A 13,013-nucleotide genomic window follows, 5' to 3' on the forward strand; every position below is an offset into this window, starting at 1 on the left:
GTCGCGGCTCCTTCCCGCGCGCCTGCGGCGCGCCCGCCAGACCCGAGCCAGGAGCCGCGACGAGGCACCGCACCCCTCCGGGCCGGCGGCTGCAGAGGGGCGCGCCCTGCGGGCGGCGCGGTGCGGAGTCCGGGGTAAGGGACCAGGTGCGGGCCGACCTCCGTGGTCAGGCGTGGAAGTGGACCTCGTCGCCTGGGGTCAGGTGGGCCATCTGGTCGAGGGAGGCGGCGGCCATGACAGCGATGACCGGGTAGCCGCCCGTTGTGGGGTGGTCGGGGCCGAAGAGGACGGGGAGGCCTGAGGGCGGGAGCTGGATCGCGCCGGGGACGAGGGCCTCGCTGGGGAGTTCGGGGGCGTCGCCTGTGGGGAGGGGGGTGCCGGTGAGGCGGAGGCCGATGCGGTCGGCGGAGGGGCTCAGGTGCCAGGGGCCGGCGAGGAGGCGCTGCCACGTGCCCGGGGGCAGGAGGTCGAGGCGGGGGCCTGGGAGGACGCGCAGGACGGGGTTCCGAGGCGCGTCGAAAGGCCACCAGTCGGGGAGGAGGACCTCGCCGGCGGGGGTGCCGAACGCGAGCAGGTCGCCGGGGCGGAGGGGGGCCGGGCCGAGGGCGGAGAGGGTGTCGCGGGAGCGGGAGCCGAGGACGGGTGGCGCGGCGATGCCGCCGCGGACGCCGAGGGTGCGGCGCAGGCCCGCAGTCAGGGGGCCGAGTCGCAGAACTGAACCCGCGGGCGCGAGCGTCGGCAGGACGCGGTCGAGGGCGGCGCCGTCGAGGGTCGCGGCTCCGGCGGCGCCGGTCAGGCTGATCCAGGCGGGGGTCTCGAAGCGGGCGGTGAAGCCGGCGCCGAGCGGTTCGAGCGCAGCCGCGTCCGGGGCGTTGCCGAGCAGGCGGTTCGCGAGGCGGAGAGCGCCGCGGTCCATCGCGCCGGAGCGTCCGACGCCGACGGCGGCGTGGCCGGGGCGGCCCTCGTCCTGGATCAGCGCGAGGGGGCCGGGGTCGAGGATGCGCAGGCTCACGGCAGCGCCCGGAAGCGGACTTCGTCGCCGGGGGCGAGCAGGGCGGGCGGCAGGCGCTCGATGTCCCAGAGCACTGCGTCGGTCGAGCCGATCAGCTGCCAGCCGCCGGGGGAGGAGCGCGGGTAGACGCCGGAGTAGCCGGCTGCGAGGGCGACCGCGCCGGCGGGGACGCGGGTGCGCGGCTCGGCGCGACGGGCGACCTCCGGCCAGGGGGCGAGCGCGACGAGGTAGGCGAAGCCGGGGGCGAAGCCGCCGAAGGCCGCGCGCCACGGGGTCACCGTGTGGCGGCGGATCAGCTCGGCGGGCGTCCAGCCCAGGGCGTCCGCCGCCTCGGCGAGGTCGACGCCGTCGTAGCGGACGGCGATCTCGTGCCGGCGGCCGATGGTGCCGGGCCCCGTCGGCTCCGTCGTCTCCGCTGTCCGCAGGATCCACGGGGACGCGGTCGCGACCGGCAGTGACTCGTCCAGCACGACGAGGACCGTTCGCGCGGCGGGGACGAGGTCGAGGACGCCCGCGGGCCGGGAGCGGTCGAGCGCCGCCGCGAGGGCGAGCGCCTCGTCGAGGCCGTCGACCTCGGCCAGCACGGCGCGATCGCCGGAGGGCAGCAGCCGCACCGGGATCACGGCGCAGCGCTCACCAGGGTGACGCCCGCCTCGGAGAGGGCCGCGCGCACCGCCTCCGCCATCGCGACGGCGCCGGGGGTGTCGCCGTGGACGCAGAGGGAGTCGACGTCGAGGGCGAGCTCCTCGCCGGAGACGGCCGTCACGGCACCCTCGAGGACCATCCGCACGGCCCGGGCGGCGACGACCGCCGGGTCGGTCAGCAGGTCGCCCGTCTCGCCGCGGTGCACCAGCGTGCCGTCGGCGCGGTAGCCGCGGTCGACGAACGCCTCGCGGAGGAACGGCAGGCCGGCGCTCGCCGCCGCGCGCTCGACGGCGGAGGACCCGAGGCCGAGCAGGGGCAGTGCGGCAGCGGTGTCCCGGACGGCGGCGGCCACGGCCTCCGCCTGCCGCTCGTCGTGCACGATGCGGTTGTAGAGGGCCCCGTGCGGCTTGACGTAGCGCACCTCCGTGCCCACGGCCCGCGCGACGGCCCGCAGGGCGCCGAGCTGGTAGACGACGTCGGCGTGCAGCTCGGCCGGGTCGACGGGGAGGTCGCGGCGGCCGAAGCCGGCGAGATCGCGGTAGGCGACGTGGGCGCCGATCGCCACTCCGCGCTCGGCGGCGGTGCGGCAGGTGGCGAGCATGATCGAGGGGTCGCCGGCGTGGAAGCCGCAGGCGACGTTGGCGCTCGTGACGAGCCGGAGCATCGCGTCGTCGTCGCCGAGCGACCACACGCCGAAGCCCTCGCCGAGGTCGGCGTTCAGATCGATCGTCCTCCGCATCCTCCGAGCCTACGGGCGGCGTCCAGCCGGGGCTCGCTAGCGTGGGCAGACGCGCTCGCGTTCCCACCCCCTCCGGACCACCGCTCGAGCGCGCCCCCACGAAGGAGAAAACATGCTGACCGTCAACGCCTACGCCGCCCCCTCCGCCACCGAGCCGCTCGTCCCCACCACGATCGAGCGCCGCGACGTCGGAGCGCACGACGTGCTCATCGAGATCGCCTACGCGGGCATCTGCCACTCCGACATCCACACCGTCCGCGGCGAGTGGGGCCCCGTCCAGTACCCCCTCACCGTCGGCCACGAGATCGTCGGCGTCGTCGCCGAAGTCGGCTCCGAGGTGTCCAAGCACAAGGTCGGCGACCGCGTCGGCGTCGGCTGCATGGTCAACTCCTGCCGCGAGTGCGAGAACTGCCTCGCCGGCGAGGAGCAGTACTGCCTGAAGGGCAACACCGGCACCTACGCCTCCGTCGACCGCGACGGCACCGTCACCCAGGGCGGCTACTCCACGCACGTCGTGGTCGTCGAGGACTTCGTGCTCCGCGTCCCGGAGTCGATCCCCTACGAGGCCGCCGCGCCGCTGCTCTGCGCCGGCATCACCACCTACTCGCCGCTCTCGCACTGGGAGGCGGGCCCCGGCAAGCGGGTCGCCGTCGTCGGTCTCGGCGGGCTCGGCCACATGGCCGTCAAGTTCGCGCACGCGATGGGCGCCGAGGTCACCGTGCTCTCGCAGTCGCTGAGCAAGAAGGAGGACGGCCTCCGTCTGGGTGCCGACCACTACTACGCGACGAAGGACGAGGAGACGTTCTCGACGCTCAAGAACACCTTCGACATCATCATCAACACGGTCAGCGCGCCGCTCGACCTGGACGCCTACCTCGGCCTCTTGCGCCGCAACGGCACGATGGTCAACGTCGGCGCTCCGGCCGAGGCGCTGCCGCTGCACGTCTTCACCCTGTTCGCCGCGCGCCGCTCGTTCGCGGGCTCGGGCATCGGCGGCATCCGCGAGACCCAGGAGATGCTCGACTTCTGCGCGGAGAAGGGCATCGCGAGCGAGGTCGAGGTCGTCTCGGCGTCGCAGATCAACGAGGCGTACGAGCGCGTGCTCGCCTCGGACGTGCGCTACCGCTTCGTCATCGACATCGCGACGCTCACGGAGTAGCGGTTCCACCGGCCGCGGGGTCGGCTACGGTCGTTCGCATGAGCGAGCGCAGCCACCCCGCGGTCGACCGCGTCCTGGCCGATCTCGAGGTGCACGGGGTGCGGCCCCCGGTCCGCTGGCTCGACGAGGCGGCGTCGACGGCGGCGCTCGCCGCGGCGGCCCTCGGCATCGAGGTCGGCCGGATCGCGAACTCGCTGATCTTCCTCCTCGACGGGTCGCCGCTGCTGGTGCTCACCAGCGGCGCGCACCGCGTCGACACCGACTGGCTGGGCGCCGAGCTCGGCGGGACGATCACCCGCGCCTCGGCGTCGGTCGTCAAGACCGCGACGGGCCAGACCATCGGCGGCGTCGCGCCGGTCGGTCACCCGACCCCGCTGCCCACCGTGGTCGACTCCGCGCTGACCGAGTAAGACGCCGTCTGGGCGGCCGCCGGCCACGCCCACACCGTCTACCCGACGACCGCCGCCGAGCTCGTCCGCGTCACCGGAGGTGCCCTGCGCCCGGTCGTCCCGCCGGCAGGCACGCCGATCGAATAGCCCGCTCCGCGGGCCACCCCTGCTGATCGAGTAGCCCGTTCCGCGGGCCACCCCTGCTGCTCGAGTAGCCCGCTCCGCGGGCGTATCGAGATCCACCCGCCTGGAGTCGTGGGGTCTCGATACGCCGCTGCGCGGCCACTCGACCAGCATGGGGCGACCACGCATGAGCAGGATGCCTGACCGCCGGTGGTGATCGGAGAGCCCGCGGAGCGGTCCCTCCCTGCTGATCGAGTAGCTCGCGGAGCGCGCGTATCGAGCGGCGAAGCCGCCTCGCGTCTCGGTGGTGAGGGAGAGGACGCGCCGCGCCCCTTCTCCTGCTGGTCGAGTAGCCCCGCAGGGGCGTATCGAGACCCACCACCGTCAGCAGGGCGGGTCTGCAGACTCGCGTTCTGACGGTGGTGGATCTCGATGCGCCCGCTCCGCGGGCTACTCGATCAGCATGGTTCGCCCCTGCCTACCGGGTGATCTCTCCTAGGAGATCGGAGGGTCAGCGGACGCGGCCCGCGCCGTCGGCCGCCGTCACGAGGAACAGCTCGGGGGTGCGGAAGCCCTTCTCGGCGAAGGCGGCGAGGACCGCCGCGCGGACCTCCTCCTCCTTCTCGACGGGGGTGAGTGCGATGGCGGAGCCGCCGAAGCCGCCGCCCGTCATCCGCGCACCGATCGCGCCGGCGCCGCGGGAGGCCTCGACCGCGGTGTCGAGCTCGGGGATCGAGATCTCGAAGTCGTCGCGGAGCGAGACGTGGCCGGCGTCGAGGAGCTCGCCGATCGCGCGCGGCCCCTGCTCGCGGAGGGTGCGGACGGTGGTGAGGACGCGGGCGTCCTCGGTCACCACGTGCTTCACGCGGCGGTAGGTCACGTCGTCGAGGAGCGCCTCGGCGCGCGGCAGGTCGTCCACCGACAGCTCACGCAGCGACTCCACCCCGAGCGTCGAGGCACCGAGCTCGCACGACGCACGGCGCTCGGCGTAGCCGCCGGTGGCGTGCGCGTGCTCGACCCGGGTGTCGATGACGAGGAGCACCAGCCCGGCCTCCTCGAAGCCGAGCGGGACGACCTCGGTGTCGAGGCTCCGGCAGTCGAGGAAGACGGCCGCGTCGCGCTCGCCGAACAGCGAGGCGGACTCGTCCATGATCCCGGTCGGCGCGCCGACGGCCACGTTCTCGGCGCGACGGCCCACGCGGGCGAGCGTCGCGCGGTCGAGCCCGAGCTCCCAGAGCTCGTTCAGCGCCACGGCCATCGCGCACATCAGCGCGGCCGAGCTGGAGAGCCCGGCGCCGACCGGCACGTCGGAGTCGACGAAGGCGTCGAAGCCCGAGCGCGCGCCGAGGTCGACGCCGTACTCGGTGAGCGCCCAGACGACGCCGAGCGGGTAGGCCGACCAGCCGTCGAGCGCGTCCGGCCCGAGGTCGTCCAGCGAGATCTCGACGTGCTCGGGGGAGAAGGCGCTCGAGATCCGGACGACCCGGTCCTCCCTCGGCGCGACGGCCATCGCGGTGGCGCGGTCGATGGCGAACGGGAAGACGAAGCCGTCGTTGTAGTCGGTGTGCTCGCCGATCAGATTGACGCGGCCGGGTCCGGCCCAGACGCCGACGGCCGGGTGGCCGTAGGCGCGCTCGAAGTCCTGCGCGGCGCGCTCGGCTACGGCGTCGAGGGAAGCGGAGGTGGTCATCGGTTCTCCTCGGGGGTGGTGTCGGCGGCGGGGAGCGACGCGTCGGGGTTCGCGGCCGCCTCGGCGGCCAGGGTGGCGGCGTCGGCGCGCTTGATCGCCTCGCGCAGGGCGGCGGCGCTCGTCTCAGGTGCGATGTCGCCGATCCAGGCGCCCATCGCCGCCTCGCTGCCCGCCAGGTACTTGAGCTTGGTGGCGGCGCGGCGCGGCGACGTGATCTGCAGCATGAGCCGCACCTCGTCGCGCCGCTCGTGCACCGGCGCCTGGTGCCAGGCGGAGATGTAGGGGGTGGGCGAGTCGTAGAGCGCATCGATCCCGCGCAGGAGCCGCTGGTAGACCACGGCGAGCTCGTCGCGCTCCTCGGGCGTCGTCTCGCTGATGTCGGCCACGTGGCGGTGCGGCAGCACGTGCACTTCGATGGGCCAGCGCGCGGCGAAGGGCACGAAGGCCGTCCAGTGCTCGCCGCGGACGAGCACGCGCTCGCCGGCCTGCTCGAAGGCGAGGATGTCCGCGAACATCCCGGGGCCGTAGGCGTCGAGCGACGCGAGCAGCCGCGTCGTCCGCGGGGTGACGTACGGGTAGGAGTAGATCTGGCCGTGCGGGTGGTGCAGGGTGACGCCGATCGCCTCTCCGCGGTTCTCGAACGGGAAGACCTGCTGCACCCCGGGCAGAGCCGACAGCGCTGCGACGCGGTCGGCCCACGCCTCCACGACGGTGCGAGCGCGCGAGGCGGAGAGGGTCGCGAACGAGCCCTCGTGCTCGGGGCTGAAGCAGACGACCTCGCAGCGGCCGACGCTCGTCAGGGTCCGGCCGAGGCCGAGCGTGCGGAGGTCCTCGAGGGACGCGGGCGCGTCCTCGTCCTCGAGCAGCGGCCCGAAGGACGGCGAGCGGTTCTCGAAGACGGCGACGTCGTAGACGCTCGGCACCTCCGACGGATTGGTGGGCGAGGCCGGGGCGAGCGGGTCGAGCTCGGCCGGCGGGAGGAAGACGCGGTTCTGCCGGGAGGCGGCGATCGACACCCACTCCCCGGTGAGGACGTCCTGGCGCATGCGCGCGGTCGCGGGACGGGGATCGAGCTCGCGGGCATCCGCCGAGCGCTCGGGAGGGAGGGACGTGTCCGCGTCATCGAAGTAGATGAGGTCGCGGCCGTCGGCGAGGACGTGCGGGCGCTTGACGACGCCGGCGGAGAGGGGGATCGCTTCGTTCATGGCACCGCCCACGATAGACCGCGACCTTCGGAAAGGAAAGCGTGGTTTCTCTTTGACAAGTCGATGGCGCGAAGGACACGATGGAGCTATGAGGACGGACGGGGAGCAGGAGAGCCGCTCGGCGCTCGAGCGCCGCTTCGAGATGCGGCTGCTCGCCGAGAAGCAGGGCTTCGTCTCCGTCGCGGACCTCTCCGATCGCCTCGGCGTCTCCGTCGTCACCGTCCGCTCCGACCTCGATCGGCTCGCCGGCGAGGGGACCGTCCAGCGCGTCCGCGGGGGAGCCGTGCCGACCGGCGAGCGCTCGGGGGAGCGCTCGTTCGAGGAGGGCCTCGCCTCCGCCTCCGACGAGAAGGCCGCGATCGGCCGGGAGGCCGCCGCCTCGGTCGTCTCGGGCGAGAGCGTGATCCTCGACGTCGGCACCACGACGCTCGCGATCGCCCACGCACTCGTGGCGCGGGACGACCTCCGCGACGTCACCGTCGTCACCAACGGCCTCAGCATCGCCCTCGCCCTCGAGCCCGCCATCCCGCGCTTCACCGTCGTCGTCACCGGCGGCACCCTGCGCCCGCTGCAGCACTCCCTCGTCGAGCCGCTCGCCTCCGAGGTGCTCGAGCGGATCCGCGCCGACGTCGTCTTCGTCGGCTGCACGGGCGTCCATCCGGAGGCGGGCGTGACCAACGTGAACCTGCCCGAGGCGACGCTCAAGCGCCGCATGCTGCACGCGGCCACCCGCCGCGTCGTGGTCGCCGACTCGAGCAAGCTCGGCGTCGTCGACCTCGGCCGGGTCGCCGGCACCGAGGAGTTCGACCGCCTGCTCACCGGTGCGGCCGCGGGCGACGCCGTCATGGGGCGGCTCGAGGCGGCGGGCCTCGCCGTCACCCGCTGCGGCACGCTCCGGCCCGGTCCGCAGGCCGACGGCGGTGCCGGTCCGTAGGATTCAGGGATGGCCGACTTCACTCCCGCCCCCGCAACCGGGCGCCAGTTCGCCCTCGACCTCACCGCCGAGGGACGCACCCTGCACGCCGTCGTCACGGAGGTGGCCGCAGGGCTGCGCCACCTCTCCGTCGACGGCGTCGAGATCACCGCCGGATACCCCGAGACCGTCGTCCCGCCGTTCGGCTCGGGCATCGTCCTGATGCCCTGGCCCAACCGCGTGAAGGACGGCCGCTGGCACCACGCCGGGCGCACCCAGCAGCTCGACATCACCGAGCCCAAGTACCACAACGCGATCCACGGCCTGCTGCGCAGCGCCTCCTACCGCGTCGTGGAGCAGGGCCCGTCCTTCGTCGAGCTCGCCGCGCCCGTCGTCCCGCAGGCGGGCTACCCGTTCCACCTCGAGACCACGGTCCGCTACGAGCTGCAGGCCGACGGCCTGAGGGTCGTGCACCGCGTCGTCAACGTCGGAGCCGACGAGGCGCCCGTCGCGATCGGCACGCACCCCTTCCTCGCGATCGGCGACGTCCCGACCGACGAGCTCGAGATCACGGTCGACGCGGCTGTGCACATCGAGGTCGACGAGCGGCTCAACCCCACGGGTCAGAGCCCGGTCGACGGCACCGAGTGGGACCTCCGCCGCGGCCGCCGGATCGGCGAGCTCGAGCTCGACGACGCCTGGGCCGACGTCACGATCGTCGACGGCGAGAGCGTCCACGGCCTCCGCGCCGACGACGGCCGCCGCGTGCTGCTCTGGGCCGACGCCTCGCACAACTTCATCCAGGTCTTCATCACCCGGATCTTCCCGGACGGCGACGACGTCAGGACCGCCATCGCGGTCGAGCCGATGACCGCGCCCGCCGAGGCGCTCAACTCCGGTCAGGGCCTGCGCTGGCTCGAGCCGGGCGAGGAGTGGAGCGTCGCCTGGGGCATCCGCCACGAGGGCTTCCCCGCCTCGTCATGACGACGAGCAGCACGAGCGCCGTCAGCACCTCCGCCGGCGGCACCTCCGCCGGGCGCGACGACGAGGCGAAGCGCGCCGCCCTCGTCGCGATGAAGCGGCTCGCCACCGGGCTGCTGGTGCTGATGGCGATCGTGTTCGCCGTGTCCTTCGCGCTCCAGGACCGCTACCCCTGGCTGCAGTGGGTGCGCGCGGCGAGCGAGGGCGGCATGGTCGGCGCGCTCGCGGACTGGTTCGCGGTGACGGCGCTCTTCCGGCGGCCGCTCGGGCTGCCGATCCCGCACACGGCGATCATCCCGACCAAGAAGGACGAGATCGGCGCGAGTCTCGCGCAGTTCGTCGAGGAGAACTTCCTTCGCGGCGCGATCGTCCGCGAGAAGCTCGACTCCTTCGGCATCGCCCGCCGTGCCGGGCTGTGGCTCGCCGAGCCCGAGAACGCGCACCGCGTCGGCGGCGAGAGCGCGGCGGCGGTCCGCTCCGCGATCGCGCTGCTCGACGACTCCGACGTGCAGCGCGTGATCGAGGCACTCGCCCGGCGCCACCTGCTCGACCCGCAGTGGGGCCCGCCGCTGGGCTCGCTCGTCGGCAGCGTCGTCGAGGCGGGGCACCACCGCCGGCTCGTCGACACGCTGGTCGAGCAGGCCGAGGCCTGGCTGATCGCGAATCCCGAGAGCTTCACGAGGATGGTCAGCGGCCGGCTCCCCAGCTGGCTGCCCTCCGCGGTCAGCCGGGCGGTCGACGAGCGGCTCTACCGCGAGGCCCTCGTCCTCGTCGAGACGATCCGCGACGACCAGGGCCACCCGTTCCGGATCGCGGTGGACGGCTACCTCGCGACGCTCGCGAAGGACCTCGGCAGCGATCCGGATCTGATCGCGCGCGTCGAGGAGATCAAGAACCGCGCCTTCGACAGCCCGCGGGTGCGCGAGCTCGCCGGGGACGCCTGGGAGTCGACGAAGTCGTCGCTGCTCGGCGCGATGGACGACCCGGAGAGCCCGCTGCGCGCGAGCATCGAGTCGATCGTCGTCGACCTCGGCCGCCGGCTCTCGACCGATCAGGCGCTCGCCTCGACCGTCGACACCTGGATCGGCACCGTCGCGGCGAACCTCGTCGACCGCTACCGGGGCGACATCGCCAGCATCATCGGCGAGACGATCGGCCGCTGGGACCCGCAGGAGACCTCCGAGAAGCTCGAGCTGCAGGTCGGCAAGGACCTGCAGTTCATCCGGATCAACGGCACCGTCGTCGGCTCGCTGGCCGGCCTGGTGATCTTCACCGTCGCCCACGCGCTCCTCGGCTCCTGACGCGGGACGACCGCCGGATCATGCGCGCGATCGGAACGGGTCGCTCGGGCCCGCTCCGCAAGCCCTCGCCGGTGTCGGTGGTCGGGCGTACGGTCGCAGCATGAGCGACGACATCCCCAACACCACCGATCCCGACGTCAAGACCGAGGGCGACGTCCTCGGCGCCCGTGCCGATGACGGCAGCGACACCAGCGCCAGCAAGGACCCGTCCGACTGGGTCACCGGCGACGAGCCGATGACCGGCCCGCAGCGCAGCTACCTCGACACCCTCGCCCGCGAGGCGGGCGAGACCCTCCCCGCCGACATCACGAAGGCGGAGGCGTCCGAGCACATCGACCGCCTGCAGTCCGCGACCGGCCGCGGCGACGGCAGCAAGTAGTCACCCGCACCACCCGCACCCGGGCGCACGACGGCTGAGAATTGCTGCCGTCGTGCGCCCCCGTGTCGGGGCCGTCAGGACGCGCCGACCCTCTCTAGGGTCACGGGCATGGCGATGTCCCGGACCACGCAGACGGCTCTCGATCTCATCGACGCGGTACGGATCCCGGAGGGGATCGACCCGCGTCTCGCCCGCCAGGTCTCGCTCTCGCTGAGACTCCTCCTCGAGTCCGACAGCTTCGGTCCGAGCGACCGGACGCTGCGCCGCCGCTCCCGCAGGCTGCGCGCCGGTCGCCTGGTCTGAGGGCCGCAGCAGGAGTGCCTGCGTGACCTCGCAGGGGGCAGACAGCGTGCGCGCAGCGGTCTAGAGTTCGGGTCATCCGGTCCGCCGGACGCCCGCGGGGCCGAGCACGGGGACGACGTCGTCTCACGAGCCGGGCCCGCCGTCCGCTCGCACGACGAGCGACCGCTCCCTGCCGACGCTCAGCGCCGACGCCGTCTCGATGAGGAGACCGTCATGCCGTCCTTCCGCTCCACCCTGCTCGCCCTCGCCGCCTCCGTCGCCCTCGTGGGCGCCGCCGCCACCCCCGCCCTCGCCGATCACAACGCCGGGGCCAACCTCGACGGCTACGCCTCGACCGACATCTCGTCGAACGGCTCCTGCTACTACGGCGCCCTGCTGCCCGCCGCGCCCGGCTACAGCCTCCAGACGAAGGACTACCGCTTCGTCCGGTCCGGGACGTCGCTGACGCTCGTCTGCGTCTTCACCGGCATCCCCGCCTTCGTGCCCGCCGACGACACGGTCACCGGTGACGACTACACGGCGCCGACCCGGCTCACCCGGTACGTCTCCCTCGGCTCGTGCCTCCCGCCCGGCGTCGACTCCGCCTCCGAGCTCTACCCGGACTACGAGCGCGAGGTGCCGAGGGTCGACGCGGTCACCTACTCCTACCGCTCGACCACCACGATGGTCTGCCACTGGCGCGTCGACCCCACGCGCTGACCCGCAGGGGCGGCCGGCGGTGTCCCCTTCCGCCGGCCGCCCCGCCCCCGCGGCCTGAGGAGCCGCCTCCGGCGGCGCCCGACGAGCCACCGGCCGCCCGGCCCATGCTCCCTCCATGCTGGTCGAGTAGCCGCCGCAGGCGGCGTATCGAGACCCACCCACCGCCCGAGCAGCACCACCAGGCGCCCCGCCACGACCCCGCCCCGACAGGACACTCCCCGATGACCCACCGCCTCCAGCCCCACCAGAGCACGACCGTCCGCCTGGTCCGCTGGTTCCGCACCGTGGACGGCTGGCAGTCCGAGATCGTCCGCGGCCGCCTCCTCGAGCACCACGACGGCGTCTGGCGCCTCGTCTCGTTCGAGGACGGCGAGGAGCGCGAGTACCCCGACGCCGCCTGGTCCCTCTGCCACGAGTGATCGCGGCCGTCGGCGGGAGGGGCGTCGAGCGCTTCCGCTCCGCCACGTCCACCGACGCATGTTCGCAGCGGTCGTGCTCGGGAGACGGCGGGAGGAGTGGGCCCCGTCGGGCTCGAACCGACGACCCGCGGATTAAAAGTCCGCTGCTCTGCCAACTGAGCTAGAGGCCCGCGGCATCCAGGGTAGCGCCCCTGCGCGTCCGGACCGGCGTCGGGCATACCCGCACAGGCGCAGGCGTTACCCTCCTCGAACCCCCACGAAGCAGGACGCGTCCGCGCGTCCGCCCGACCGCGGAAGGCGGCCCCATGACAGACGGCTTCCACAAGCCGACCAAGTTCCCCTCCCGCGTCTTCGAGGCGTTCCAGGGCGGGGAGGACCCGGCGCAGATCAGCCGGGTCGCCCACGAGACGGCGATCGCACTGCTCAGCCGGGTGCGCGAGGACCCGGATCCGGTGGTCATCGACCGCCTGGTCGAGTACACCGACCACAACGGCATCGACGCGCTCGCAGAGCTGTGGGCCCGCTCCAGCCCGTCCAGCCTCCCCGGCGCCCTCTGGCGCATCTACCTGCTGCGGCTCGTGATCCGGCAGGACCCGGAGAGCACGAGCTTCCTCTACCAGCGCGGCGTCGAGCTCTCGGCGACCATCGACCCGGTCGTCGCCGGCGCCGTCACGCCGACCGGCCCGGCCGAGATCACCGAGCTGGCCGACCGCATCCTCCGCGGAGTGTTCGACGGCGACTTCGCCGTCGCCCTCGACCGCGCCGCGGCCTTCTGCCGGGTGAGCGCCTCCGGTGCCGCCTCGGTGGCCGACGACGTCGAGCTGATCGACGGACCGCGGGCGAGCCAGCTGACCACCCGCGCCCTCCGCCTCTCGACCACCGCGGCCGAGCTGGTGAGCTGCGCACGCCTCTGGCGCAGCGACTCGCTCGAGTAGGAGCGGACTCCGCTACCCGATCGCGGCGCCCTGCGGCACCCCGCGTTCTCGCTCCGCGAACGCCCCTCGCGGGCCTGCGGGGGACAGCCGGTACACTGGTCGGAGCCGGATCGCAGTAACC

14 protein-coding genes, 1 tRNA gene and 1 pseudogene are annotated in these 13,013 nt (G+C 73.7%); 10 read left to right on the top strand and 6 right to left on the bottom strand.

Going from position 1 to position 13,013, the window contains the following annotated elements:
• Positions 1–166 precede the first annotated feature (166 nt).
• From EDF17_RS03110 to EDF17_RS03120, 3 genes are read right to left on the bottom strand one after another with little or no spacing between them, the layout of a single operon-like run.
• Positions 167–1,012, bottom strand: coding sequence for a biotin-dependent carboxyltransferase family protein (locus tag EDF17_RS03110; protein WP_243732771.1), 846 nt, complete (start codon positions 1,010–1,012; stop codon positions 167–169).
• Entirely contained in the window at positions 1,009–1,635 is a 627-nt protein-coding gene (locus EDF17_RS03115; protein WP_243732772.1) for an allophanate hydrolase subunit 1, read from the bottom strand. Before EDF17_RS03115 ends, EDF17_RS03110 begins: the two co-directional genes overlap by 4 nt.
• Positions 1,632–2,396 carry a 5-oxoprolinase subunit PxpA gene (locus tag EDF17_RS03120; RefSeq protein ID WP_123445128.1) on the bottom strand — a complete coding sequence of 255 codons (765 nt, stop codon included), beginning with the start codon at positions 2,394–2,396 and terminating at the stop codon, positions 1,632–1,634. The genes EDF17_RS03115 and EDF17_RS03120 overlap by 4 nt, the downstream gene beginning before the upstream one ends.
• A gap of 112 nt (positions 2,397–2,508) precedes the next feature.
• On the opposite strand from EDF17_RS03120, the gene EDF17_RS03125 reads away from it, so the two are divergent.
• Entirely contained in the window at positions 2,509–3,555 is a 1,047-nt protein-coding gene (locus EDF17_RS03125; protein WP_123445129.1) for an NAD(P)-dependent alcohol dehydrogenase, read from the top strand.
• A 38-nt stretch (positions 3,556–3,593) separates the two neighbouring features.
• Positions 3,594–4,091 (top strand): annotated as a pseudogene (locus EDF17_RS03130) (YbaK/EbsC family protein).
• Between the two features lie 487 nt (positions 4,092–4,578).
• Here the strand turns inward: EDF17_RS03130 and galK are convergent.
• Positions 4,579–5,757: a galactokinase gene (galK, locus tag EDF17_RS03135; protein ID WP_123445130.1), complete on the bottom strand. Its 1,179-nt coding sequence runs from the start codon at positions 5,755–5,757 to the stop codon at positions 4,579–4,581.
• Complete coding sequence (gene galT / locus EDF17_RS03140; RefSeq protein ID WP_123445131.1) at positions 5,754–6,962, bottom strand: galactose-1-phosphate uridylyltransferase; 1,209 nt, start codon at positions 6,960–6,962, stop codon at positions 5,754–5,756. Before galT ends, galK begins: the two co-directional genes overlap by 4 nt.
• A gap of 88 nt (positions 6,963–7,050) precedes the next feature.
• Here galT and EDF17_RS03145 point away from each other — a divergent pair, with 88 nt between their 5' ends.
• The 7 genes from EDF17_RS03145 (at position 7,051) to EDF17_RS19720 (ending at position 11,957) form a co-directional block, all read left to right on the top strand.
• Complete coding sequence (locus EDF17_RS03145) at positions 7,051–7,896, top strand: DeoR/GlpR family DNA-binding transcription regulator (protein WP_185019942.1); 846 nt, start codon at positions 7,051–7,053, stop codon at positions 7,894–7,896.
• A gap of 9 nt (positions 7,897–7,905) precedes the next feature.
• On the top strand, positions 7,906–8,859 hold the full coding sequence (locus EDF17_RS03150) for an aldose 1-epimerase family protein (RefSeq protein ID WP_123445132.1): 954 nt from the start codon (positions 7,906–7,908) through the stop codon (positions 8,857–8,859).
• Positions 8,856–10,157: a DUF445 domain-containing protein gene (locus EDF17_RS03155; RefSeq protein WP_123445133.1), complete on the top strand. Its 1,302-nt coding sequence runs from the start codon at positions 8,856–8,858 to the stop codon at positions 10,155–10,157. The genes EDF17_RS03150 and EDF17_RS03155 overlap by 4 nt, the downstream gene beginning before the upstream one ends.
• A gap of 100 nt (positions 10,158–10,257) precedes the next feature.
• The gene (locus EDF17_RS03160; protein ID WP_123445134.1) at positions 10,258–10,536 is read left to right on the top strand and encodes a DUF3072 domain-containing protein; all 279 of its coding nucleotides are present in this window, start codon (positions 10,258–10,260) and stop codon (positions 10,534–10,536) included.
• Between the two features lie 108 nt (positions 10,537–10,644).
• A complete protein-coding gene (locus tag EDF17_RS03165; RefSeq protein WP_123445135.1) occupies positions 10,645–10,839 on the top strand; it encodes a hypothetical protein in 195 nt (64 codons plus the stop codon).
• Between the two features lie 213 nt (positions 10,840–11,052).
• Entirely contained in the window at positions 11,053–11,538 is a 486-nt protein-coding gene (locus tag EDF17_RS03170; protein ID WP_123445136.1) for a hypothetical protein, read from the top strand.
• A gap of 221 nt (positions 11,539–11,759) precedes the next feature.
• Positions 11,760–11,957 carry a hypothetical protein gene (locus EDF17_RS19720; protein WP_123735091.1) on the top strand — a complete coding sequence of 66 codons (198 nt, stop codon included), beginning with the start codon at positions 11,760–11,762 and terminating at the stop codon, positions 11,955–11,957.
• A gap of 97 nt (positions 11,958–12,054) precedes the next feature.
• On the opposite strand, the gene EDF17_RS03175 is transcribed toward EDF17_RS19720, so the two are convergent.
• Positions 12,055–12,127, bottom strand: a tRNA-Lys gene (locus tag EDF17_RS03175).
• A 135-nt stretch (positions 12,128–12,262) separates the two neighbouring features.
• Between EDF17_RS03175 and EDF17_RS03180 the strand changes: the two genes are divergently transcribed.
• On the top strand, positions 12,263–12,892 hold the full coding sequence (locus EDF17_RS03180) for a DNA-directed RNA polymerase subunit beta (protein WP_123445137.1): 630 nt from the start codon (positions 12,263–12,265) through the stop codon (positions 12,890–12,892).
• Positions 12,893–13,013 lie beyond the last annotated feature (121 nt).

The organism is Rathayibacter sp. PhB1, from assembly GCF_004362935.1.
GTDB lineage: Bacteria > Actinomycetota > Actinomycetes > Actinomycetales > Microbacteriaceae > Rathayibacter > Rathayibacter festucae.

Bases quoted from the DNA above. Each gene is read 5' to 3' on its own strand.
- EDF17_RS03120 (WP_123445128.1), bottom strand. From the start codon at position 2,396: ATGCGGAGGACGATCGATCTGAACGCCGACCTCGGCGAGGGCTTCGGC.
- EDF17_RS03125 (WP_123445129.1), top strand. From the start codon at position 2,509: ATGCTGACCGTCAACGCCTACGCCGCCCCCTCCGCCACCGAGCCGCTC.
- galK (WP_123445130.1), bottom strand. From the start codon at position 5,757: ATGACCACCTCCGCTTCCCTCGACGCCGTAGCCGAGCGCGCCGCGCAG.
- galT (WP_123445131.1), bottom strand. From the start codon at position 6,962: ATGAACGAAGCGATCCCCCTCTCCGCCGGCGTCGTCAAGCGCCCGCAC.
- EDF17_RS03145 (WP_185019942.1), top strand. From the start codon at position 7,051: ATGAGGACGGACGGGGAGCAGGAGAGCCGCTCGGCGCTCGAGCGCCGC.
- EDF17_RS03150 (WP_123445132.1), top strand. From the start codon at position 7,906: ATGGCCGACTTCACTCCCGCCCCCGCAACCGGGCGCCAGTTCGCCCTC.
- EDF17_RS03155 (WP_123445133.1), top strand. From the start codon at position 8,856: ATGACGACGAGCAGCACGAGCGCCGTCAGCACCTCCGCCGGCGGCACC.
- EDF17_RS03160 (WP_123445134.1), top strand. From the start codon at position 10,258: ATGAGCGACGACATCCCCAACACCACCGATCCCGACGTCAAGACCGAG.
- EDF17_RS03165 (WP_123445135.1), top strand. From the start codon at position 10,645: ATGGCGATGTCCCGGACCACGCAGACGGCTCTCGATCTCATCGACGCG.
- EDF17_RS03170 (WP_123445136.1), top strand. From the start codon at position 11,053: ATGCCGTCCTTCCGCTCCACCCTGCTCGCCCTCGCCGCCTCCGTCGCC.
- EDF17_RS19720 (WP_123735091.1), top strand. From the start codon at position 11,760: ATGACCCACCGCCTCCAGCCCCACCAGAGCACGACCGTCCGCCTGGTC.
- EDF17_RS03180 (WP_123445137.1), top strand. From the start codon at position 12,263: ATGACAGACGGCTTCCACAAGCCGACCAAGTTCCCCTCCCGCGTCTTC.